The organism is Sulfurimonas sp. HSL3-2 (genome assembly GCF_039645965.1).
In the GTDB taxonomy this organism is placed as follows: domain Bacteria; phylum Campylobacterota; class Campylobacteria; order Campylobacterales; family Sulfurimonadaceae; genus Hydrocurvibacter; species Hydrocurvibacter mobilis.
The window spans coordinates 531,877-553,405 of sequence record NZ_CP147917.1; the positions used below are offsets into that span (position 1 = coordinate 531,877).

A 21,529-nucleotide genomic window follows, 5' to 3' on the forward strand; every position below is an offset into this window, starting at 1 on the left:
CAGCTATCTTTGATCTCATTATTTTAGATAGCGGGAACCGCTTCTACACCGTTACTGCTTTGGATCCTCATATTGGAACCGAAAGTGATCTCTTCAAATCTATGAAGTTCTGAAAGATGCGGTTTGATATGGCTGGGGATCTTCCATGTCGAGATATCGAAGAGATCGTCAAAAGCTACTTTTATACCGAGGTTCGCCTGATAGGTATGAAGGGAGATATTGTTGGCATACTCTACAAACAATAAGGCGTATTGCGCCCTATATTTATTCATGACATTGCCCTTTTCATACTGATGGATATATCCGAGCTTTGTCTTGTCTGACGGATAGATATCGACACTTGCTCCGTATGAGTTCTCATCCGCTTTATACTCATACTTGACTTTGCTGGCATTGAGAGTCGTATCGATAGTGGCAAAATTGCTCTGCCATCTTTTTGCAGCTTCTATGTAACCGAGTCTGGTAGTTTCATCCGAGACTTTGTAAGAGGAATCAAGTCGTTTGCCGTCTAGTTTTGTCGCGGCAGCACCGATCTCTACATACAGACTATCCATCATCATATATCCTGTCGCAAGTGAGGCGGAGTACTGGTCTACTTTTGCCGATGAAGAGTCAGATGCGATCATCTTTTGATTTAAGTAGTTGGCTCCTGCTTTGAAGTACCAGTTCTTTATAAAAGGGTTGAATTTAAGTACGGCACCTGTCTTAAAAAAATCTCCTGTACCCTCAAGCTTGATCTTTACGGCTTCAGAATCAAACATGATCCCGGCCCCCTCATGAGAACTGTGATCTGTATTGACTCTGGCACCGACTCCGTAAATATTTATAGTAGTGTCTCTGTTTGCAAGATTGTCTGATGAAGTAGTGGTATCACTTAGTAGGGTTGTTGATAATATTATAGTGGATAAAATAGATAGTTTTAGGACTCTCATACTAGCTCCTGATCAATAAACTTCCCTATAGTTTAATAGGTCATCTGTTAAGCCATACTTAATTTTTTGATCTACATGTGTCTATAACCGGAAGATTACTGTTTAAGATTGCCTATCGCATCGACGATCATAGATATCTCTGTCTTAGCTTCGGTAAGAGATTTTTGTGTTCGTTCCGCCAGTTTACGTACTTCATCGGCGACCACGGCAAAACCGCGTCCATGCTCGCCTGCACGGGCAGCTTCTATGGCGGCGTTAAGCGCAAGCAGGTTCGTCTGGTCGGCTATATCGTTGATGGCGTCAAGGACTTTATATATCTCTTGGCTTTGAGATTGCAGCTGTGCTATATCTGTCTGCTCTTCGCTGCTGTGTACTTCGCAGCTTTCTAGTTTACTCTCCAGATCGCTTACATGTAAGGCTGCCTCGTTTTCAAGGTTTGAGAGTTTCTCTTTTAGCTCGTCTATCGTGACAAGATAAGAGGTCTCGATCTCTCTCTTTTCGTTTTGCAGTTGTTCTTTCTCATCTGCGACAGAACTGTTCTGCTCTTGGAGTCTGTTATTTTCATCTTTTACATTTAGAAGGTCTTCTTTTAACTTGGAAAGTTCGCTTTGAAGGGACTCTATCTTCTCATCTTTAAATGTATCGTCACTCTCTACGACCTTCTCGACGACTACCTCTTTTGTTTTACTAAACAGCAGGTAGCCTAAAAAAGTTCCAACGATCAGTGCGATGACAGCAGAGATAACTATAGAGATGTAAGAGACGGATGATTTCTCGACGACCTTTTGAATAACGGGTTTGTCTACATATACAGTGCGTATTTCAGGTTCAGGTACCAAAACCGGCTTTTCCTGCTTCATATCCGGTGTCGGCATATCTTTTTTCATACCCAGATATAACTTCTTAATAGCCTCTATCTCTTCTTTAGGTACAGCTTTTTTCTTTAACGAATCCAACAGTGTCACGGTCGTGCTTTTCAGCTTCTCAAGAGGGATGTTCATCTCGGAATCCGATGAGAGTATCTTCTCATGGGTCGCAAGGATTAGATAGTAGAGAGAGACTTTGTTTTCTATCGTCAGACGGGGGGATATCTTGTCTATTTTGTCATTGAGTTTTGCATAATCGGTTTCGAGATTACCTGCAAAAAGATTTATAAATATAAAAAAAGCAAATATAATAATTTTCATACCTGTATTAAAGCATAAAACTCTCCAAAAATCAAACTTTATTTAGCTAAAACAGATAAATATAGTAGAATTTCATTATGAAAAAATTAAAGATATTAGTAACAAACGATGACGGATATGAGGCAAAGGGTTTACGCTGTTTAATAGAGGCGTTAAAAGATATAGCGGATCTGACTATTGTCGCACCTGCAACGGAGAAATCGGCTTGCGGACACTCGCTTACATTAACACGTCCTTTGAGGTTTGTAAACGTTGACGACGGCTTTCATAAACTTGATGACGGCACGCCGAGCGACTGCATCTACCTTGCACTCAACTCTCTTTTTGAGGGGACAAGACCCGATCTTGTCATTAGCGGTATAAACCGCGGTTCAAATATGGGTGAGGATATCACTTATTCAGGGACTTGTGCGGGTGCGATGGAAGCGGTGCTTCACGACATTCCGGCTATCGCCATTTCGCAGGTGGTCGATTTTGCAGTCTCAAACAACGACTACACGCTGGCATCAAAGACCATAAGGGAACTTGTACTGAAAATAACTGACGGAAGTTTCCCACTTCCACACAGGGAGTTTTTAAATGTCAATATCCCTTCAGGTGTTACAGAAGCAAAGATGGTTGTGACCTATGCAGGTTATAGATTTTACGCAAACGACGCGCACCTTCACCGCAATCCAAGAGGGGAAGAATTTTACTGGCTGGGACTGCATCCCCTTGCTTTCAAGCCAAGAGAGAAGTACAGCGGACTGTGTGATTATGATGCCATAGAACAGGGGTATATCTCTTTAACGCCTATTCATCTCGATCTGAGCGCTTACCACTCTATGAACGTTTTGGAGCAGTGGCTTTGAGATATGCGAGAAGCGAGATGCTTTTTGGAGATGATTTTAAAAAACTCCAAGACGCAAAGATCCTTCTTTTAGGCGTCGGCGGGGTAGGGAGTGTGTGTCTTGACTGTCTTGTGCGTACAGGTATCACCGACATCACCATCGTGGACTGCGACACATACGACGAGACAAACCAAAACCGCCAGATGTGGTCTGAACTGCATTTGGGAGAGTCGAAAGTAGAGGCTCTAAAAAAGCATTATCCCACTGTAACGGCCATACATGTAAAGGTCGATAAAGAGTGGATAGACAGCATCGACTTCGATCAGTACGATCTGGTGCTTGATGCCATAGACGACATCCATGCAAAGCTCTATCTGGCTCAAAAGACCTATAAAAAACTTATTTCCGCAGTGGGGTCGGCAAAAAGACTTGATCCTACAAAGATAGAGGTCTCTACCATCTGGAAGACTCACGGTGACAGGTTCGGTGCGAAGATCCGATACGAGCTTAAAAAAAGAAAGTTCTCTAAAAACTATACGGTCATCTTTTCAAGCGAACCGGCAATTGTAAAAGAGAAAGGCAGTTTTATGGGAGTCACGGGAGCATTCGGGCTTACTATGTGTTCTCAGGCTGTTATGAGACTAACGGGAAAAAAATAGTGGATTTTAAAGAGATAGAGAAGTTTCATCCTACAAGCCGGTGCGAGGGGATCATCGGTGACGGATGCGGCGGCGGACGCATCTTCTTTACGGACAAGAAGTCGTTAAAAGTGTTCGATCCTATGACAAAAGAGGTGATAGAACTTTTAAACGGACTCGATGATCCGAAAGAACTTTCTAAAAAAGGGTGTCACCTTTTCTTTACATGTAAAGATGAAAAGATGACATTCGATCTCTCAAAGATGAGTCTGGTCTAGAAGTAATATCCCAGACTTACATTGCCGTAGCTGTCACTCGTTGAATCGCTTAATCCTCTTGAATAGGAGAGATTGAAAAACCAGTTATCGTCTATACTGTAAAACATATATGCAGAGATGCTTTTAAGGTCCTGAACACCTTTGTATATGCTGTTCGCCTGAAAATATGAGAGGTTCGCATACAGCTTTGGCGTAAAGTTGTATCCTGCTCCTACAGTGTAAGCGTTTGTGTTTTGGTAGTACACGGTATCGGTCGCATTGACGACATCCGTATCGTTTATGATCGTATAGCTGTATCCTGCAAATATATTTGCATCACCGAAAGAACGGCTTACATTGACGGATGCGATATAATCCGTATTATTGTTGTTGAGGTCTGAGTTATATGTCGGAAGTATGACTCCTGCACCTACTCTTACTCCTACATCGCTTGAGGGATGAAGCATGTATGATGCTGCTATGACACTGTCGTTCATTCCGCTGTCGCTGTATCCTTTGCTTGTCGTGTCATAAAACGATGTCGAAGCCTGAAGAGCGAAATCTTTATAATAGTAATCGGCTTGCAGGGTAGATGTGATAGTATCCGTGTTTGGAGTAAGTGCATAGTTCGTCTGACCCATACCCACACCCACTATGATGTCATAATGGTTATCGTCCACCAGACTTTGTTTTGAACACCCTTTAGCATCCGCAAGATCCGTGATAGGTGTGCCTGGACACCTATCAAGACTGTCTTCTACTCCGTCCATATCGCTGTCGACATAGGCAAAAAGAGTTGCACTTATAAATAGTAATGCATATATATATCTCATTTTTATCCTTGGCTATTAATGCATAGGAATTTTAACAGGATTTTGTCCAGAACCGCTACTTTGTGAATCCGGTCTTCCCATCGCTCTCCATTGATTCATCGTTCTTACCTGATTCATCTGTTCGATCTGATTTCTTTCACGAAGTTGTGAATCCTCTTGCATATTTTTAGTCTGTTGCTGCTGCATCGTTCTTGTTCTTAGCGCTGAGATAGCCTGTTCTCTGTCGGCTTCATTCATAGAGCGCAGTCTTATTTTAAACTGGTTCATAAGTTGTACACGCTCTTGTGCGGGAGCATTTTGGATTGCATCTATCTGCTCGTCGATCGTCGCTTCCGCGAACACAGTAGTTAAAGAACCTAAGATAGCTAAAGCTACAAGTTTTTTTGATAATCTCATTTGTAATCCTTTTGATTTGATAACGGTATTATGTCTTAAATGCGTTAGCAAAGTGTTAGCAGTTATCAAGCTTTAAAAAAAAGCTTGTCCCTGTTCCGACTTCGCTTGTTAGTGCTATCCTTATACCCAGTTCGTCACACAGTTTTTTTACTATGTGAAGCCCGATGCCGATCCCTCTGTCATGCTCTTTATAAAATCTTTGAAATACCTTGTCGGGATTTTCTATCCCTATGCCCGTATCTTCTATCTCCAGTACATTCTCTTTACATGTAAGAAAGACGGAGCCGTTCTTTTTATTGTATTTTGCCGCATTTGTCAAAAGATTGTCTAAAATCCTGATAAATGCATCTTTGTTACATGTAAGCATTTTATCTTCTATATCTGTTTCAAACTCTATCTTCGGATAAAGTTTTTGAATAAAGAGGACTCTTTCTTGGACTACCTCTTTGAGTGAAAAACTCTCTTTTTGCAGAGTAGTGTTTGTAAGGTAGGCTTTGAGATTCGACTGCAGGTTTAGTATGGTCTGTACGCTTTGCTCTATCCGCTCTATCTTGGAGTTTTGCTGCAGCTCTTTTTTGAGCATACTTGTATTGAGTCTGAGTGCTGAGAGCGGAGTGTTAAAGTCATGCAGGATATCTTTGATGAGCTCCTCTGTCAGAACAAGCGCTTTTCTAAGTGGATGCAGAGCATAAAACGAAAAGAGTACTGAGAGCAGGGCTATAATCAGGATAAGAAGAAAGAACTTCAGTAAAAAACCGTTTTTTAACTTTTCGAGTCGTTCTTGATAATGGCTTTTGCCAAGAGTGAATTTCAGAAGATATTTATCCGAGTCCGTGATACCGAAATATGATGAGAGCGTATCGTCGTTTTTATACAGTGTATAAAGCTGTACTTTGTCGTCTTTAGGGATGAACTCTAAGTTCAGGTCATCGCAGTTAAGGCTGAAACTGCACACCTTCATCCTGTTAAATATCTCATCATCCATACTCTTGACACTCTCCTTGTACTGCAGGTAAAAGACAGCCCCGACCAAAACGGTTATGGAGATAAAAAAGAGCAGAAAACTCTTTATAAATGATTCAATTTCAACACGATTCAATGCTGTACCCCACGCCGCGGATATTTTTTATATCTAAACCTGTCTGCTGTTTGAGCTTAGTGATGGCGACTCTAAGTGCACTCGATGACGGATTTTCCATGCACTCGTAAAGCTCATCTTTATCCACAATTTTGCCTTTTGAAAGTATGAGCAGGTCAAACATCAGAAGCAGCATATGGCTAAGATTCAGACGCTCATTACTTTTAAACAGCTCTTTTGTAGAAGGGTCGTATCTTATTTCACCGCAGACAATATCATGCTTAATCTTCTGCATCTTGGCATCGATGCGAAGCAGAAGTTCTTCGGGAAAGAAAGGTTTTTTTATGTAATCATCCGCACCCAGGGCAAAACCGCGTGCCATCGTTTTAAGGTCGACCATCGCACTTATAAAGATGGTCGGAGTCTTGTCATCTGCCTCTCTAAGTGCATCAAGAAGTTCTAAACCGTCAAGTTTGGGGACGTTTATATCAAAGACGTAAAGGTCGTAACTGTTTTTGTAAGAGAACTCTACCGCTTCTTCACCATCCACCGCAAGATCGACCTCATATCCGCTTTCTTCAAGCAGTTCAAGAAGTGTCTCGCCGAGATTATTGTCATCTTCTAAGAGTAATATCCTGTTCTTCTTCATAGGTACACTTTACATCTATTTTTTAGATAAGTTTATCACAAACTCCGTTACTGGAGTCCAGCATAACTGTAAACTGCTCTTTTGAGACAGGTCTGGAGCAGTAATATCCCTGCATATATTGTGGTTTTTTCTCATTTGTGAAAATATACTGCTCATATGTCTCGACACCCTCGATGACGACTTCAAGATTAAAGTTTTGAGCGATGGTGACTATCGTGCTTATCAGCTCTCTATCATCCGTATTGTCCTGCACATCCTGAGTAAAGGATTTATCGATCTTCAGTGTCGTAAAAGGCAGCATCTTCAGATATGAAAGAGATGAATAGCCTGTCCCGAAATCATCGATGGAGAGATTGACACCCAGCTCTCTTAACTTGAGCATCTTATTGCGGACAGACTCTATATCTGTTACGATGATCGACTCTGTAAGTTCCAGTTCTAAGTTGTTGGCTTTTATCCCGCTTTGTCTTATCACATTTTCTACCTGTGCAAGAAATGTTTTGTTATTGAACTGATACGTGCTGACGTTTACGGCAATCTTTTTAAAAGATGTTATATGCGGGAACTGTTTTTGCCATGCGACAAACTGTTCTACAGCATTGGAAAGTACCCATTCCCCTATGCCAAGGATAAGACCGCTTTCTTCTGCTATAGGTATGAATTCATCTGGAAACACCTCTCCGAGCTTACCGTTTTTCCATCTTAGAAGTGCTTCTGCACCTACGACACCTGATGTCGAAAACTCTACTATCGGCTGGTAATGCACCTCCAGTTCATCCCGTTGTATCGCAAGACGGAGTTCATTTTCTATATCAAGACGTCTTTTTACCCAGATATCCATCTCATTTTGGTAAAACCTTGTAGTGTTCCTGCCCTCTTTTTTTGATTGATACATCGCAATATCGGCATGTTTTAGCAGGTCATCTGCATCTTCTGTGTCATCGTTTACGAGAGAGATCCCTATACTTGAGGAGATATTGAGACTGTACCCATCTATTTCAAAGACCGTGTTCAGTGTTTCATGGATCTTATGGGCGATATGCTCCATCTTAGTCGCTGCCGGTCTCTCCTGTGTGCCTAAGTCCGGTACTAATACGACAAACTCATCGCCGCCGATACGGGCCACGGTATCCTCTTTTCTTATCGCATTTGAAAGTCTCTTCGCTGTTTCTATAAGAAGTTTGTCTCCAATGCCGTGCCCTAAAGAATCGTTTATATTTTTGAAACGGTCCAGATCTAAAAAGATGACTCCAAAAAGCTGTCCATGCCTTTTAAAGCGTATGATCTCTTTGTTGATATCTTTTAAGAGGCTTATTCTGTTTGGTATGTCTGTTAAAGAGTCATAATTTGCCTGATGCTCTACATGCTGCTGTATAAGTATTCTCTGCGTGATATCAGAAACGATCCCGATAGCACCGATGACTTCATTGTCTGCATTTTTTATTGGAGAGGTCGTCATACTGATCCAGATGTCCTTTGTAGCGTACAACGTTCTATATTCTCCTTCGTAAAAGCCTTGAATATCATCAAACGGCGCTTTTAAAGTAGGTACTATTCTCTGATCTTTAATCAAATTCATATCAAGACCGATAAGAAATTCGCGCGGTGCTTCAAGAAAATGTATGAACTCCTGATTGACCTCTTGTATGATCAGTTTTGTATCGTAGAAAAAAATGCCGATAGGGACATTTTTAAAGATACTCTCATATTTTTGTTCAGACTTTAAGAGTTCGTCTCTTTTTTGTTCAAAAAGGAAATATGATCTGGCTGTATCCGTATAGTTCTTATTGAATTTTTTTGAGACATAGAGTAAAAGCACCAGATATAAAAAGACAAGCAGTGCCAGATATAAGTGTACGGTGGTGTGCTGCAGTAAAAGTTGCAGAAGCAGCGGCACGATAAGAGCGATTAAAAATATATGGACATTGAAAAGGAACTGTGCCAAGGCGGTAATGGCACCTGCACTCAGTCCTGCAAGTATAATGATAAATACCATCTGATAGAGATAATCACCGGGGATAAAAAATACAAATGGTGTCACACCCCATGAAAGAGCGGACAGAATGACACCCAGAGTAAAGATATCGCTCCATTTTTCAGAAGTAAAGTAATGGTTTCGAGTTTGAAACAGTTGAAGAGATATAAAACGCATTAAACTGATCATTACAACAGTGATATACCAGCTTACAAGCAGAGTGTTATCTACTTTATCCTGAAAAATAATACTTAATGCGGTCGCATTTGCGACTATTCCTATCAGGGATAATCTTAAACTCTCATATGTTTCGCTGATCAATCTTTTAATATACAACTTCTCTTCTTCAATACAAAATTATAGTTTAGGTGTAGTATATCAAAACTTTATTTTAAATTTTTGATATAATCGTACTAATAAATTAAGATAGCAAAGAGAAACTATGCAGATACAAGAACCTATGACAAAATATGGATACGAAAAACTTCAAGCAGAGATCAACCATTTAAAACTGGTAGAACGCCCGCAGACGGTAAAAGATATCGAAGAAGCTTTAGAACACGGTGACCTGAAAGAGAATGCCGAATACCATGCAGCAAAAGAGAAGCAAAAGCTGATAGACTCAAAACTTATCGAACTTGCAGAGATGGTTACAAATGCTCAGATAGTCGATCCAAGCGAACTTGAGCATACTCGTGTCAGTTTTGGTTCTACTGTCACGCTTAGCGATATGAACAGCGGCGAAGAGGTGACATATACGATAGTAGGCGGATGTGAAAGCAACCCTGATATAGGTCTTATCTCATTTAACTCTCCGCTTGCAAAACAGCTTCTAGGACGCGAAGAGGGCGACGATGTGAAAGTAAAACTTCCAAGCGGCGTCAAAGAGTTCGAGATCGAAGAGGTAACTTATAAGGAGATAGTATTTGAGTGTCACTAATGTAGCCATCATTGGAGCAAGCGGATACACGGGACTAGAGCTCTTAAAGATGCTTATCAACCATCCGCACTTTAATATCACTTATGTTGCAAACACTGAAGGGAACATGACTTTAAAAGAGCTTCATCCTTCGTTAGAGGGTGTCTATGAATGCGATATCCAAAAAGCGGATATCGATGAAGTCGCAAAGGTCAGTGAACTTGTATTTTTAGCACTTCCTCATAAAGCGGCTATGGCTTATGTCAAACCCTTATTGCAAAAAGGGCTGAAAGTCGTGGATCTTTCTGCCGACTATAGACTTGAGCTAGAAACGTATGAGAAACATTACTGCGAACATACGGACAAAGAAAACCTGACTCATGCTGTTTACGGGCTTCCTGAACTGTTTCGTGATGAGATAAAAAAAGCAAGACTTATAGCAAATCCTGGATGTTATCCTACAAGCGCTATACTCGGTGCACTGCCTTTTATGAAGTATAAAAAAGAGGGTTCCGCATTCATAGTCGATGCGAAAAGCGGTGTGAGCGGAGCAGGGAAAAAACTAAGCGATGTCACACATTTTGTAAATGTAAACGATAACTTTTTTGCGTACAATCCTCTGGGACACCGCCATGCTCCGGAGATCGCAGAAAAACTGAATATCGATTTTTCGGATGTGAGCTTTGTACCTCATTTAGTTCCTGCAACACGCGGGATGATCTCATCTATCTATATGCAGGTAAGCGGTGATTTTGATCCTATAGAGGTACTAAAAGAGTACTATAAAGATGAAAAATTTGTACGTATCAGAGAAAATCCTGTCGATATGAAAAGTGTTGCAGGAACGCATTTTTGCGATATCTTTGCTAAAAGAAACGGAGATACTCTGTTTATATCATCTGCAATCGACAACCTTTTAAAAGGCGCATCTTCTGCAGCTGTTGCAAATGCAAATCTAATGATGGGGTATGACGAGCATATATCTCTGCCGACAATAGCTTATGTCCCATAGTTTTGAACTTAAAAAGGGAGCATTCGTCATTTCGGATGCTCACTACTCCTCGCATCACCGCCCTGAACTAAAAGCTCTTTTTGAAGATATCCGTTCAAACAGACTGGAACCGACTCAGCTTATCCTTATGGGGGATATCTTTGATGCACTTTTTGCACCTATCCCTTATACGCAGGAAGTAAACCAAGATATGATAGAACTTTTGGATGAGATCTCAAAAAGAATAGAGGTCATCTATCTGGAAGGTAACCACGATTTTTGTCTGGAGGGGATCTTTGAAAACATCAAGATCTATCCATTAGAATCTCAACCCGTTACATGTAAGTATGAAGATAAAACGGTGCTTCTTTCTCACGGTGATCTGGGCGAGGGGATGCTGTACAAAATATACACCTCTATCATACGCAGCCGTTTCATTCTTTATATCTTAAAGTATATAGATATCCTAGGAGATCACTTTATACTCAAAAAACTTGACGATTATCTGTCCAAAAAAGAGGATTGTAATAATTTTGAATCTTTTCTAGAGTATATTACGGCCCGAATCGGCAAAAGATTTACAGACAGATGTGATTATTTTATTGAGGGTCATTTCCATCAAAACAAGAGCTTTAAAGTGGACGGTTTTACCTATATAAACCTGGCTGCTTTTGCTTGTAATCAAAGATATTTTATTGTACAATCGTCGCAAGAAGAACTATTACTAGAGGTCTGTGCCTCTAAGGGATTAAGTTAATGAAAAACAATTCATCGTTAAAAGTTGGCAGCAATGAGATGGAACTTGTAGACTTTCGTATCTTTAAACAAGAAGACGGCGAAGTCTATGAAGGGATCTACGGCGTCAACGTTGCAAAAGTAAGAGAGATCATCAGAGTTCCCGTTCTTACGGAACTCCCTGGTGTTCCTGAGTTTATCGAAGGGATATTCGATCTTAGAGGTGTCGTGATACCGGTCGTGAATCTGGCTAGATGGATGGGCGTAAAGATCCCTGAAGATGCAGAGAAAAATGCACGTGTCATTATCGCAGAGTTCAACAATATTCTTATAGGTTTTATCGTCCATGAAGCAAGACGTATCCGTCGTATCAACTGGAAAGATATAGAACCGGCAGCATTTATGTCAAATTCTGAAGCACTTGACGGAAGCAAGATCACAGGTGTGACACGTATCGAAGACGATGCAGTACTTTTGATACTCGACCTTGAGACTGTTGTTCAGGACTTAGGACTATACAAACCAAATATCGGCGATATCCCTAAAGATGTCGACACGTTCAGCGGTCTTGTCCTGCTTCTTGATGACAGTTCTACTGCAAGAAAGATCGTTAAAGAAGCAGTTGAAAAGATGGGCTTTGATGTCATAGAAGCAAGTGACGGGCAAGACGGTCTGGAACGTCTTGATGAACTGTATGCTATGTATGAAGACGATATAGCAAACCATCTTAAACTTATCATCTCGGATATAGAGATGCCTTTAATGGACGGTTTCCACTTCGCAGCGAATGTGAAAGAGGACGGCAGGTTTAAAAATATACCTATCGTATTTAACTCATCTATAAGTGATCATTTTAGTGAGATGCGCGGGATAGATGCAGGTGCTGAAGCTTACTTGGTTAAGTTCGATGCTAGTAAATTTTATGACGAAGTCGCTCGTGTTGTACGTGCGCATATGAAGGTAGGAGTGTAGTTAATGGATGAATTTCAAGAAATATTACAGGATTTTCTAGTTGAATCTTTTGAGCTTATAGAGCAGTTAGACCAAGATTTGGTTGAACTAGAGACAAATCCTCAAGATCTAGATCTTTTAAACCGTATTTTCCGTGTTGCACATACGGTCAAAGGTGCTTCATCATTTTTAAACTTTGATGTACTGACTCATCTTACCCACCATATGGAAGATATCTTAAATAAAGCAAGACACGGTGACTTGATCATCACTCCTGACGTTATGGATGTCGTCTTAGAGTCGATCGATTTGATGAAAGAGCTTTTAAACACGATCCGTGATACGGGTGCCGATCAAGGTATTGACGTATCTGCGTGTGTTGCAAGACTCGATGCGAAATCAAACGGTACGGAAGCTCCGGCTGCAAGTGAACCAAAAGCTGAAGAGCCTGCACCTGTAGAGGTCGTAGAAGAACCGGAAGTAGAAGAGGTTCCGGCAGCGGACGAACCTAACTATGACGAGATGAGCGAAGATGAGGTCGAAGCTGAGATAGCTAGACTTTTAGCTGAGAGACAAGAAGAAGACAAAGCAAAAAGAAAAGCAAAACTTGAAGCAGGCGAAGAGGTCCCTCAGATGCCTGATGCTGAAGAAGAACCGGCTAAAGCGGAAGAGAAAAAAGAGGAAGTTCCTGCCCCTGCTGCTAGTGCCATAGTGCCAAAAGCACCGACACAGCCAAAAAGACAAGAAGCTGCTCAAGAAGAAGTAAAAGCTGCAGCTCCTGCAAAATCAAGCCCGGCTATGGTCGAGCAGACTATCCGTGTGGATGTAAAAAGACTTGATCACTTGATGAATCTTATCGGTGAGCTTGTTCTTGCAAAAAACCGTTTGATCAAGATCAATGTCGATGTCGAAGAGCGTTATGAGGGTGAGGAGTTCTTAGAGGAACTGAACCAAGTCGTATCTATCGTTTCTCTTGTAACGACAGATCTTCAGATAGCGGTTATGAAAACAAGGATGCTTCCGATAGGAAAAGTGTTTAACAAGTTCCCTCGTATGATCCGTGACCTTTCACGCGAGTTAAATAAAAAGATCGATCTGGAGATATTCGGTGAAGACACTGAGCTGGATAAATCTATCGTCGAAGAGATAGGTGATCCGCTGGTTCACATCATTCGTAACTCTTGTGACCACGGTGTCGAGTCGACAGAAGACCGTGTGATGCTTGGAAAACCGGAAACAGGTAAGATCATCTTAAAAGCATACAACGAAGGGAACCATATCGTGGTTCAGATCGATGATGACGGAAAAGGTCTAGATCCTGAGATGCTGAAAAACAAATCTTTGGAAAAAGGTATCATCACCGAAAAAGAAGCAGACTCTATGAGTGATAAAGAGGCTTTTGCTCTTATCTTCAAGCCTGGTTTCTCAACTGCCGCTTCGGTTACAAGCGTGTCGGGACGCGGTGTCGGTATGGACGTTGTTAAGACAAATATCGAAAAACTAAACGGTATTATCGATATAGACAGTGAGGTCGGAAAAGGGACTTCTATCAAACTGAAGATACCTCTGACGTTAGCGATCATCCAAGCGCTTCTTGTCGGTGTTCAAGAGGAATACTATGCTATTCCTTTAGCATCGGTTCTAGAGACGGTACGTATTTCTAAAGATGAGATATATACGGTCGATAACCGTTCGGTTATGAGACTTCGTGACGAAGTATTGTCACTTGTACATATCGGTGACATCTTTGAAGTAGAACGTATCATAGATGCTGCTGAACATGCATATGTCGTCGTACTCGGTCTGGCTGAAAGCAAACTGGGTCTTATCGTTGACTCGCTAGTGGGTCAGGAAGAGATCGTTATCAAGTCTTTAGGAGAGTATCTAAAAGGTATGGAAGGTATCGCAGGTGCTACGATCCGCGGTGACGGAGGTGTTACACTTATCGTCGATGTCGCGGCACTTATGCAGATGGCAAAAACAGTCAAAGCAAAACCGATGATAGAATCAAATGCGGCGTCAGCTTCTAAAGAGAAGACAAAAGCGAGTGATTACTGTGTTATGATCGTAGACGACTCAAAAACAGACAGAACTATCATGAGAAAAGCGTTAGAGCCAATGGGGATCACTTTAATAGAAGCGGTAGACGGTCAGGAAGCACTCAATATCTTAAAACAGGGTGAGCATAATTTCGATGCAATGCTGATAGATATCGAGATGCCGAGAATGGACGGTTATACACTGGCTAACGAGATCAAAAAGTATAATAAGTACAAAAATCTGCCTCTGATCGCGGTTACATCTCGTTCAAGCAAATCTGACCGTATGCGCGGTGTAGAGTCTGGAATGGTAGAATATATTACGAAACCGTATTCATCGGATTATCTGGCGAGTGTCGTACAAAGAAACATCAAGTTTAAAGCGGAGTTAGCATAATGAGTGATAAACTAAAAAATATTATCAATAAGCAAAGTGATCAACAGCTAAGAGGTACGGTAAGTCAACTCGAAGATGCTGTTCAGTTAGTCGGGTTTATCATAGGTGACGAAGAGTACAGTGTGCCTATATTAAATATTCAAGAGATCATTAAGCCTATCTCATGGACAAGAGTCCCTCAGACACCTGATTATGTACTTGGTGTCTTTAACCTCCGCGGTTCTGTTATTCCGTTGATCGACCTGAGACTGAAATTCGGTCTTCAAGGGAAGAAACATACTGACGAGACACGTTTTATCGTTATGAAAGACGGCAATGAAGTTGCGGGATTCGTTATCGACAGATTAACCGAAGCACTTCGTATCAGAAAATCGGACATCGGTCCTGCACCTGATACTATGCAAGAGGATGAAAGTATGATCGAAGGTGTCGGAAAACAATCCGACAGGATCATAACCATACTCAAAGTAAATAAACTTCTCGAGAGAGATTTTTAAAAATTGTTCTATGTCTTACGAACAAAAACTATTATATAAATCTTCTTTTAATGATAACCGTTTAGAGATAGCTCTAGACGGTGAACTCTCTCTTTACACTATTTCTAAGATAAAACAATATATAGCAAATCAGCTTGTACGAATATCCGAGCTTGAGATAGACCTAGAAAAGGTCACGTCCATTGATACGGCAGGAGCGATATATATAAACGGTTTAAAAGCGATGCTGCCGGATAAAAACATTACTTTAACATTGACATGCAGTGATGAAAAGATATTAAAGACACTGAACACGATAAAAGGTGTAGACAAAGATATCATCGGCTTTGCACCAAAAAGAGAATCATTTATAACAAAACTCGGAGAAGATGCTTACTTAAGATATAAGAAATTCATCGACTTTATAAACTTCTTTGGTCAGATCGTATACGGTTTTGTCTATGTGTTAAGACATATAAGTCTATTGAGATATAAAGAGATCCTGTTCGAGATAAATGAAAATGCCATCAGAGCTTTTGCGATAGTCGCGATCACAAGTTTTTTAGTCGGTGTCGTTATCGCCTACCAGTCGGCTTATCAGTTAAAGATCTACGGAGGTAATATCTTTATTGTAGATATGCTCGGTATCTCGATTTTAAGAGAGCTGGCACCGCTTATCACGGCGATCGTCATAGCAGGCAGAAGCGGTTCTGCCTTTACGGCACAGATAGGTGCGATGAAGATAACAGAAGAGCTGGACGCTATGCGTACTATGGGTTTTGATCCTATCGCTTTTTTAGTCCTGCCGCGTATTATCGCACTTGTGGTTATGATGCCGCTTCTTATATTTTTATCCGATGTGAGCGGGATACTTGGCGGTATGCTTATCGCTAAGCTTGATCTTGATATCTCTACAGCACTTTTTTTGGATAGATTTAACGAGGTCATCGCTGCAAAACATTTCTTTGTCGGGATCATCAAAGGGCCGTTCTTTGCATTTTTGATAGCTTCGATCGGTGTGTTTAGAGGGATGCTGGTCAAAGAGGATACTCAAAGCATCGGACTGAACACGACAAAAAGTGTTGTGGAGTCCATCTTCGCCGTTATCGTCTGTGATGCTGTATTTTCTATCATATTTACGAATCTGGGGATATAGATGAAAAAGATAATAGAAGTACAAGACCTCTACACCAGATTTGCAGATAACATCGTCCATGAGGGGCTGAACATGCATGTGAACGAGGGTGAAATATATGGGATCCTCGGTCCCAGCGGATGCGGTAAAAGTACCGTTTTACGTGAAATGGTGATGCTTCAGGAGTTTCAAAAAGGCAAGATCGAAGTACTTGGATACGATGTCTCTGACATCTCATACGATGATGCACAAAGACTTCGCAGAAACTGGGGAGTCCTCTTTCAGGGCGGAGCTCTTTTTTCCTCTTTGACACTTTTTGAAAACATCGCCCTGCCGCTTGAAGAGTACACCGATCTGGATAAAAAGCTTATAGCGGAGATAGTGGCATATAAGATAGAGATCGTAGGGCTTAACCAGAGCGATGCCTATCTCTACCCTTCTCAGATAAGCGGCGGTATGCGTAAAAAAGCCTCTTTAGCACGTGCGCTTTCACTAGACCCTAAACTGCTCTTTTTGGATGAACCGACATCGGGACTAGACCCCATCTCGGCAAGAGAGTTTGACAGGTTGATCTTAAAACTGCGCGATATGCTCGGACTTACTATCGTGATGGTTTCACACGATCTAAAATCAATTTATGATACACTAGACAGACTAGCTATTATAGATAATAAAGTGATAGTTGCCGAAGGAAAACTAGACGAAGTCGTCTCGATGGACTTACCGTTTATCCAAACATTTTTTAAGGCGGATATATGAACAATAAAGTAAATTATACATTCGTGGGATCAGTCGTTTTTGCGATCATAATTGCGATGATATTCAGCATATACTGGCTGATGCGACCGACGGATTCACGTACTTTAAAAGAGTATATCATCTACTTTAACGAGTCTGTTTCGGGACTCAATCTGAACTCGCCTGTAAAATACAGAGGAGTGAATGTCGGAAAGGTCAAAGAGATCGATATTAACCGTAAGAACAACAAAGAGATAGAGGTCTTAGTTTCGCTAAACTCAAACACACCGGTAAAAGAGTCGACGACGGCGACACTTAATGCGCAGGGGATTACGGGTCTTGTATATATCGACCTCTCTTTGGGAGATGAGAACTCTCCGACATTAGTAAGAGCTGCAAATGAGGAATACCCGATCATAAGATCAAAACCTTCGCTGTTTAAGAGGTTTGAAAGCTCGGTGGGGAATGTCACGGAAAAACTTTTTGACACTTTGGATGAGACAAGCAAGCTTTTAAACGAGGAAAATAGAAAAAACATGTCGCTTTCACTTGACGAGACTCAGAAGTTTATGAAAAAACTCAATACCCTGCTTGACGACAAAAGCGTAGAGCATCTTCACAGAACGTTTGAAAACCTGGATCATATTACTTATAAGATGGATAAAGTGATAATCCCTAAGATCGAGATCTTGACAGACAAAGGCGTGGACTTTACGGACAAGGTTGCAACCTCTATGGCATCCATTGCAAGCAGTTACAAAGTCATTCAGGCCTCAATGGCAGAGTTTAAGAAGGTGATGGATGACGGTCAGCTGAATATCAAAGAGATATCAAAAGGAACCCTGAAAAATCTGGACAACTCTTTAGAAAACATGCAAAATGTCATGAACGAGCTTGACAGTATCCTCAAACAGTATGAAAACAGTCCTAACGATATGATATTTAAAAAGCAGGAAACCAAAAAAGGCCCGGGAGAGTAGATGATGAAAAAAATACTTTTTTACAGTTTTGTCTTAGTGTTCATATCTGGATGTTCGTTTCAAAGTATAGTGGGAGCGAGTAACGAGTATAGACTCGACACACAAAGCGATGTAAAGAGCTATGACTCTAAAGGGTGCAGCAGCTATGTTCTTCAGGTGAAAAATATAGACACATACAGTCCTATACAGAGCCGTTCTATCTACTACAGTGTAGGCGATTATGAACTCTCGACATATACAAAATCAAACTGGCAGGATATCCCCTCTAAAACCATCAAGTCTTCCATCGTCAATGAGTTGAGAGATGCGGGAATATTTAAAGAGGTGGTCTCGAACCGCTCAAGTATAGAGCCTGATTATCTGCTTGAATACAGCGTAGAAGATTTTATACAGCATTTCAGCGAAGATATGAAAAGTTCCGAAGTCCGCGTGAAGATACATTTCTCGCTTATGGACCATAAAAGATCAAAACTTCTTTACTCGACGACGATAGAGAAAAAACTGCCTTCAGCTTCGTTTGATGCCATAGGCGGTATAAAGTCACTAAGCAGTGCTTTAAACGACGTAATAAAAGAGAACAATCAATGGTTAGACGGGATATGCAAAGAAGAGATGAGATGATAGACGAAAAAGTATATAAAAGCAGAAGAGAAACATTTTTAAAAGAGATGAAAAAAAACAGTGCGGCCGTGCTTTTCAGCGCACCGCAGAAAGTACGTTCAAACGATACCGAGTATCCATACAGACAAGACAGCGACTTTTACTATCTGACAGGTTTCAAAGAGGATAACTCCGCACTGGTACTGGTAAAAGGGAAAAAGAGTACAAAAGAGCTGCTGTTCGTTCAAAAAAAAGACAAGACACTGGAACTTTGGACGGGAAAACGTCTGGGCGAAGAGGAAGCGAAAAAACGCTTTTTAGTAGATAAGGTCCATATTATAGACCTTCTGGATGAAAAGCTAAAGAAGCTTCTGTTAAATAAAAAAAGAGTCTACCTCGACATGTTTTGTGAAGACAAAAGAGTCTTACATGTAAAGGAGCTTGTAAAAGAGGTCTCAAAAAGCAGAACCGCAAAATACACTCCTAAAGAGTTCTTACATGTAAGAGATATTTCTCAGGCGATGCGTCTTATAAAAACGCCCGCAGAGATAGAGCTGATAAAAAAGGCACTGAGCATCACAAAAGAGGCGCATCACAAAGCGATGAAGATGAAAAAAAACGCTCTTCGCGAGTATGAGCTTCAGGCGATGTTCGAGTATGAGTTTAAAAGAAACGGTGCGTACAGCGATGCTTATACGACCATAGTAGCGAGTGGAAACAGCGGAAATACGCTGCATTACATAGAAAACTCCGAGGTGCTAAAAAGAGGTGAGCTTATCCTCATAGATGCGGGCTGCGAGTATGAGATGTACGCGAGCGACATCACCCGTACCATCCCTGTCGGCGGAAAGTTCACAAAGGCGCAAAAAGAGGTCTATGAAGCGGTACTGCAAGCGCAGCTTCGCGTGATAGACGCCATAAAACCGGGTGTCAAAAAGAGCGAACTCCAAGAGACGGCAAGAGAGTCGTTATGCGAAGCACTTGTAAAGTTCGGGATCCTAAAAGGCTCTGTCAAAGATCTTGTAAAAGAGGGCAAAGACAAGACATACTTTCCTCACGGCATCGGTCACTGGATGGGGATAGACGTACACGACCAGTGTCCCTATAAAGATAAAAACGGTAAAGAGATAGCGTTAGCCGAGGGGATGGTACTGACCATCGAACCGGGACTTTATCTAAGAGAAGATGATAAAAGCGTACCTAAAAAATACAGAGGCATCGCAGTGAGGATAGAGGATAATATCTTAGTGACAAAAGAGGGGCATGAGAACCTCTCTAGGGACATCGCTAAAACAGTCGAAGAGGTCGAGTCGCTTTACGACTCGTAAGCATAGCTCCAGCCGGTAAGACTTTTTGTAGTCACCTCTTCAAAGTAGGTGGAGTCTGCTAAAAAGTCTATTACATGCATAGGTACATGCGGTATGCTTGCGCGGTCTTGCGGCTTGACAAGAAGCATCGGCATCGGTGTGTCGTGAGCGGTCACGGCAAATCCGACAGGCATGACCTGGCTCATCACTTCCGCAGATCTTGTGATGTCATAGTCTGTACAGAACTTGTCAAGGATCATCTCTTTAACATTTTCGCTGAAGTTTTCTGTAGTGTTTAAAAACACGGTCACATGGATAGGTGTATCTTTAAAGTGCTCAGGTGCAGGAGCCGCCATGATGATGTACTCGACCTTCTCAAGATGCTTGTTTATCTCGTCTACGTTAAGATAGCTCTCTGTTTTTAGGGCTTTGTTCTCTTCCATCTTCTATACCTTATAGTAATGATTTTATAACGTTTTTCACACCTTGATGCACGTTATAGTTCGCTATCGGAAAATCAAGTGCTTCATTTTCAAGGTTGACATTGTATCTTGTAAGATACGCAGCCAGAGTTTCTACTTCAATGGGCTGGTAACTCATGCACTTTTGTTCGTCGATCTTTGTTCTTACAAGTCTGGATGCATCGTTTGACTCTTGGATCATAAAAGCCAGCATCTTTAGACTCACAAAATCCATCCATTCTAAAAAAAGCTCTTCGGTAAGAGTTTCCTGGTACGTCCCCTCAGGATTGAAAAGCAGGTCCTGATCTCTTAACGGGACAAGGATCGAGAGGATCGCTCTGCTGAAAGGTATCACTTTATCCATCCAAAACGGGCTCTCGTTTCTGCTTTGCAGGGTGATGTCCAGAGCTGTCGCGATATCTTCTATATTTCTTGATTTAAAAAGTTCTTTTGTCGATTCATTCATAAAGATTGTTTCCAGTACATTTTTTCGCATTTTACAGCATTTTTTATAACATAGACTTTATCTCCTTGGTTGTCGTAAAAATTATACTTTACATTCAACTTTTAGAGTTTTTTTGAAAAAGTGGCATTTTATATGCAATTTTGATACTAAAATTTTAAACAATAATAAAATTGTAATTTTATAACTGATAGAATAGCTCAATTAAAACTTGGAGGCTCTAATGAAAAAAGTTGAGGCTATAATAAAACCTTTTAAACTTGAAGATGTAAAAGATGCACTGGCAGATGTCGGAATAACAGGGATGACTGTTAGTGAAGTAAAAGGGTATGGTCGTCAAAAAGGGCATAGCGAACTTTACCGCGGTGCTGAGTATGTAGTGGACTTTATACCGAAGATAAAAATGGAGATGATAGTCGCTGACGAGCAGGTAGACACTGTAGTAAGTACGATCATCGAGTCGGCTCGTACAGGGAAGATCGGTGACGGTAAGATATTTGTCACTGACATAGATAAAGTTATCCGTATTCGTACTGGCGAAACTGACAGCGAGGCTATCTAA

At 41.1% G+C, this 21,529-nt stretch carries 23 protein-coding genes and 1 pseudogene; 15 read left to right on the forward strand and 9 right to left on the reverse strand.

Features of this window, described 5'->3' with window-relative positions; genetic code table 11:
- Window positions 1-23 precede the first annotated feature (23 nt).
- Together WCX87_RS02735 and WCX87_RS02740 are read right to left on the reverse strand one after the other, a co-directional pair.
- Window positions 24-932, reverse strand: coding sequence for a hypothetical protein (locus WCX87_RS02735; protein WP_345980508.1), 909 nt, complete (start codon window positions 930-932; stop codon window positions 24-26).
- Window positions 933-1,045: 113 nt separating this feature from the next.
- Window positions 1,046-1,309 (reverse strand): annotated as a pseudogene (locus WCX87_RS02740) (methyl-accepting chemotaxis protein); the annotation flags it as partial.
- A gap of 887 nt (window positions 1,310-2,196) precedes the next feature.
- On the opposite strand from WCX87_RS02740, the gene surE reads away from it, so the two are divergent.
- The 3 genes from surE to WCX87_RS02755 are packed head-to-tail and all read left to right on the forward strand — an operon-like array spanning window position 2,197 to window position 3,865.
- Complete coding sequence (surE, locus tag WCX87_RS02745; protein WP_345980509.1) at window positions 2,197-2,970, forward strand: 5'/3'-nucleotidase SurE; 774 nt, start codon at window positions 2,197-2,199, stop codon at window positions 2,968-2,970.
- Complete coding sequence (locus WCX87_RS02750) at window positions 2,967-3,608, forward strand: ThiF family adenylyltransferase (protein ID WP_345980510.1); 642 nt, start codon at window positions 2,967-2,969, stop codon at window positions 3,606-3,608. Before surE ends, WCX87_RS02750 begins: the two co-directional genes overlap by 4 nt.
- On the forward strand, window positions 3,608-3,865 hold the full coding sequence (locus WCX87_RS02755) for a thiamine biosynthesis protein ThiF (protein ID WP_345980511.1): 258 nt from the start codon (window positions 3,608-3,610) through the stop codon (window positions 3,863-3,865). Before WCX87_RS02750 ends, WCX87_RS02755 begins: the two co-directional genes overlap by 1 nt.
- On the opposite strand, the gene WCX87_RS02760 is transcribed toward WCX87_RS02755, so the two are convergent.
- From WCX87_RS02760 to WCX87_RS02780, 5 genes are read right to left on the reverse strand one after another with little or no spacing between them, the layout of a single operon-like run.
- Window positions 3,862-4,677, reverse strand: coding sequence for a DUF3187 domain-containing protein (locus tag WCX87_RS02760; protein WP_345980512.1), 816 nt, complete (start codon window positions 4,675-4,677; stop codon window positions 3,862-3,864). The genes WCX87_RS02755 and WCX87_RS02760 overlap by 4 nt on opposite strands.
- 15 nt (window positions 4,678-4,692) lie before the next feature.
- The gene (locus WCX87_RS02765) at window positions 4,693-5,073 is read right to left on the reverse strand and encodes a hypothetical protein (RefSeq protein ID WP_345980513.1); all 381 of its coding nucleotides are present in this window, start codon (window positions 5,071-5,073) and stop codon (window positions 4,693-4,695) included.
- 55 nt (window positions 5,074-5,128) lie between these two features.
- Window positions 5,129-6,172, reverse strand: a complete 1,044-nt coding sequence (locus tag WCX87_RS02770) for a HAMP domain-containing sensor histidine kinase (protein ID WP_345980514.1) — start codon at window positions 6,170-6,172, stop codon at window positions 5,129-5,131.
- A complete protein-coding gene (locus WCX87_RS02775) occupies window positions 6,159-6,800 on the reverse strand; it encodes a response regulator transcription factor (RefSeq protein ID WP_345980515.1) in 642 nt (213 codons plus the stop codon). Before WCX87_RS02775 ends, WCX87_RS02770 begins: the two co-directional genes overlap by 14 nt.
- A 22-nt stretch (window positions 6,801-6,822) precedes the next feature.
- Window positions 6,823-9,111, reverse strand: coding sequence for an EAL domain-containing protein (locus tag WCX87_RS02780; protein ID WP_345980516.1), 2,289 nt, complete (start codon window positions 9,109-9,111; stop codon window positions 6,823-6,825).
- 106 nt (window positions 9,112-9,217) lie between these two features.
- Here WCX87_RS02780 and greA point away from each other — a divergent pair, with 106 nt between their 5' ends.
- The 11 genes from greA to WCX87_RS02835 are packed head-to-tail and all read left to right on the forward strand — an operon-like array spanning window position 9,218 to window position 20,064.
- Window positions 9,218-9,715 (forward strand): transcription elongation factor GreA, encoded by a 498-nt coding sequence (gene greA, locus WCX87_RS02785; RefSeq protein WP_345980517.1) that lies wholly within the window; start codon window positions 9,218-9,220, stop codon window positions 9,713-9,715.
- A complete protein-coding gene (argC, locus tag WCX87_RS02790; RefSeq protein ID WP_345980518.1) occupies window positions 9,702-10,706 on the forward strand; it encodes an N-acetyl-gamma-glutamyl-phosphate reductase in 1,005 nt (334 codons plus the stop codon). The genes greA and argC overlap by 14 nt, the downstream gene beginning before the upstream one ends.
- Entirely contained in the window at window positions 10,696-11,442 is a 747-nt protein-coding gene (locus WCX87_RS02795; RefSeq protein ID WP_345980519.1) for a metallophosphoesterase, read from the forward strand. Before argC ends, WCX87_RS02795 begins: the two co-directional genes overlap by 11 nt.
- Window positions 11,442-12,392, forward strand: coding sequence for a chemotaxis protein (locus WCX87_RS02800; protein ID WP_345980520.1), 951 nt, complete (start codon window positions 11,442-11,444; stop codon window positions 12,390-12,392). The genes WCX87_RS02795 and WCX87_RS02800 overlap by 1 nt, the downstream gene beginning before the upstream one ends.
- 3 nt (window positions 12,393-12,395) lie before the next feature.
- Window positions 12,396-14,807, forward strand: a complete 2,412-nt coding sequence (locus tag WCX87_RS02805) for a chemotaxis protein CheW (protein WP_345980521.1) — start codon at window positions 12,396-12,398, stop codon at window positions 14,805-14,807.
- The gene (locus WCX87_RS02810; RefSeq protein WP_345980522.1) at window positions 14,807-15,304 is read left to right on the forward strand and encodes a chemotaxis protein CheW; all 498 of its coding nucleotides are present in this window, start codon (window positions 14,807-14,809) and stop codon (window positions 15,302-15,304) included. Before WCX87_RS02805 ends, WCX87_RS02810 begins: the two co-directional genes overlap by 1 nt.
- A gap of 10 nt (window positions 15,305-15,314) precedes the next feature.
- Complete coding sequence (locus WCX87_RS02815) at window positions 15,315-16,439, forward strand: ABC transporter permease (protein ID WP_345980523.1); 1,125 nt, start codon at window positions 15,315-15,317, stop codon at window positions 16,437-16,439.
- On the forward strand, window positions 16,440-17,177 hold the full coding sequence (locus WCX87_RS02820) for an ATP-binding cassette domain-containing protein (protein WP_345980524.1): 738 nt from the start codon (window positions 16,440-16,442) through the stop codon (window positions 17,175-17,177). It begins immediately after the preceding gene.
- Window positions 17,174-18,136 (forward strand): MlaD family protein, encoded by a 963-nt coding sequence (locus WCX87_RS02825; RefSeq protein WP_345980525.1) that lies wholly within the window; start codon window positions 17,174-17,176, stop codon window positions 18,134-18,136. Before WCX87_RS02820 ends, WCX87_RS02825 begins: the two co-directional genes overlap by 4 nt.
- Window positions 18,137-18,757 (forward strand): ABC-type transport auxiliary lipoprotein family protein, encoded by a 621-nt coding sequence (locus tag WCX87_RS02830; RefSeq protein ID WP_345980526.1) that lies wholly within the window; start codon window positions 18,137-18,139, stop codon window positions 18,755-18,757.
- Window positions 18,736-20,064, forward strand: a complete 1,329-nt coding sequence (locus tag WCX87_RS02835; protein WP_345980527.1) for an aminopeptidase P N-terminal domain-containing protein — start codon at window positions 18,736-18,738, stop codon at window positions 20,062-20,064. The genes WCX87_RS02830 and WCX87_RS02835 overlap by 22 nt, the downstream gene beginning before the upstream one ends.
- On the opposite strand, the gene WCX87_RS02840 is transcribed toward WCX87_RS02835, so the two are convergent.
- Both WCX87_RS02840 and WCX87_RS02845 read right to left on the reverse strand, forming a co-directional pair.
- Window positions 20,052-20,486, reverse strand: coding sequence for a hypothetical protein (locus WCX87_RS02840; protein WP_345980528.1), 435 nt, complete (start codon window positions 20,484-20,486; stop codon window positions 20,052-20,054). The two genes, WCX87_RS02835 and WCX87_RS02840, sit on opposite strands and share 13 nt — an antisense overlap.
- 10 nt (window positions 20,487-20,496) lie before the next feature.
- Window positions 20,497-20,970, reverse strand: a complete 474-nt coding sequence (locus tag WCX87_RS02845) for a hypothetical protein (protein WP_345980529.1) — start codon at window positions 20,968-20,970, stop codon at window positions 20,497-20,499.
- A gap of 220 nt (window positions 20,971-21,190) precedes the next feature.
- Here WCX87_RS02845 and WCX87_RS02850 point away from each other — a divergent pair, with 220 nt between their 5' ends.
- On the forward strand, window positions 21,191-21,529 hold the full coding sequence (locus WCX87_RS02850; RefSeq protein WP_345980530.1) for a P-II family nitrogen regulator: 339 nt from the start codon (window positions 21,191-21,193) through the stop codon (window positions 21,527-21,529).

Coding starts and splice junctions, on each gene's coding strand:
- WCX87_RS02850 (WP_345980530.1), top strand. CDS start 21,191: ATGAAAAAAGTTGAGGCTATAATAAAACCTTTTAAACTTGAAGATGTA.
- WCX87_RS02815 (WP_345980523.1), top strand. CDS start 15,315: ATGTCTTACGAACAAAAACTATTATATAAATCTTCTTTTAATGATAAC.
- WCX87_RS02835 (WP_345980527.1), top strand. CDS start 18,736: ATGCAAAGAAGAGATGAGATGATAGACGAAAAAGTATATAAAAGCAGA.
- WCX87_RS02825 (WP_345980525.1), top strand. CDS start 17,174: ATGAACAATAAAGTAAATTATACATTCGTGGGATCAGTCGTTTTTGCG.
- WCX87_RS02760 (WP_345980512.1), bottom strand. CDS start 4,677: ATGAGATATATATATGCATTACTATTTATAAGTGCAACTCTTTTTGCC.
- WCX87_RS02820 (WP_345980524.1), top strand. CDS start 16,440: ATGAAAAAGATAATAGAAGTACAAGACCTCTACACCAGATTTGCAGAT.
- WCX87_RS02775 (WP_345980515.1), bottom strand. CDS start 6,800: ATGAAGAAGAACAGGATATTACTCTTAGAAGATGACAATAATCTCGGC.
- WCX87_RS02765 (WP_345980513.1), bottom strand. CDS start 5,073: ATGAGATTATCAAAAAAACTTGTAGCTTTAGCTATCTTAGGTTCTTTA.
- WCX87_RS02845 (WP_345980529.1), bottom strand. CDS start 20,970: ATGAATGAATCGACAAAAGAACTTTTTAAATCAAGAAATATAGAAGAT.
- WCX87_RS02800 (WP_345980520.1), top strand. CDS start 11,442: ATGAAAAACAATTCATCGTTAAAAGTTGGCAGCAATGAGATGGAACTT.
- WCX87_RS02830 (WP_345980526.1), top strand. CDS start 18,137: ATGATGAAAAAAATACTTTTTTACAGTTTTGTCTTAGTGTTCATATCT.
- surE (WP_345980509.1), top strand. CDS start 2,197: ATGAAAAAATTAAAGATATTAGTAACAAACGATGACGGATATGAGGCA.
- WCX87_RS02840 (WP_345980528.1), bottom strand. CDS start 20,486: ATGGAAGAGAACAAAGCCCTAAAAACAGAGAGCTATCTTAACGTAGAC.
- WCX87_RS02735 (WP_345980508.1), bottom strand. CDS start 932: ATGAGAGTCCTAAAACTATCTATTTTATCCACTATAATATTATCAACA.
- WCX87_RS02805 (WP_345980521.1), top strand. CDS start 12,396: ATGGATGAATTTCAAGAAATATTACAGGATTTTCTAGTTGAATCTTTT.
- WCX87_RS02795 (WP_345980519.1), top strand. CDS start 10,696: ATGTCCCATAGTTTTGAACTTAAAAAGGGAGCATTCGTCATTTCGGAT.
- WCX87_RS02810 (WP_345980522.1), top strand. CDS start 14,807: ATGAGTGATAAACTAAAAAATATTATCAATAAGCAAAGTGATCAACAG.
- greA (WP_345980517.1), top strand. CDS start 9,218: ATGCAGATACAAGAACCTATGACAAAATATGGATACGAAAAACTTCAA.